Origin of the sequence: Pseudomonas viridiflava (assembly GCF_900602065.1) — a bacterium.
Classification (GTDB): Bacteria; Pseudomonadota; Gammaproteobacteria; order Pseudomonadales; family Pseudomonadaceae; genus Aquipseudomonas.
On sequence record NZ_UWFN01000190.1, the window covers coordinates 1 to 318 of the forward strand.

Sequence of the window (318 nt, forward strand, 5' to 3'; positions counted from 1 at the left end):
GTACTGGGTCATGTAATAGCGATCAAACAACACCGCCTTGCCCACGTAGCCTTGGCCGGACATCGGACGCTCGTAGGCAGGTGCCTTGCGATCCAGCAGCGTGCCGATGGCGCGCGTGCCGTCCTGCTTGCTCAGCGAGGTGCTGATTCGAATGAAGTCATCGCCGCTGCGCACGAAGATTGTGGCCACACCGGCCGTCATCCGACGGAACTCGTCCACTTCGGTGAAGTCATTATTCAGCGCCGTGTCGCGCAGAAACAGGCCGGGCGTTTGAGTGCCTGCCACGGTGACCGGTTTGTCGGCCTGCAGGGTCAGGCC

1 protein-coding gene is annotated in these 318 nt (G+C 61.9%); it reads right to left on the minus strand.

All coding sequences use genetic code 11. From position 1 onward, the window contains the following. Positions 1-318, minus strand: a 318-nt coding sequence (locus EE949_RS10540; RefSeq protein ID WP_206335705.1) for a Cache 3/Cache 2 fusion domain-containing protein, incomplete at both ends; no start/stop codon positions are given.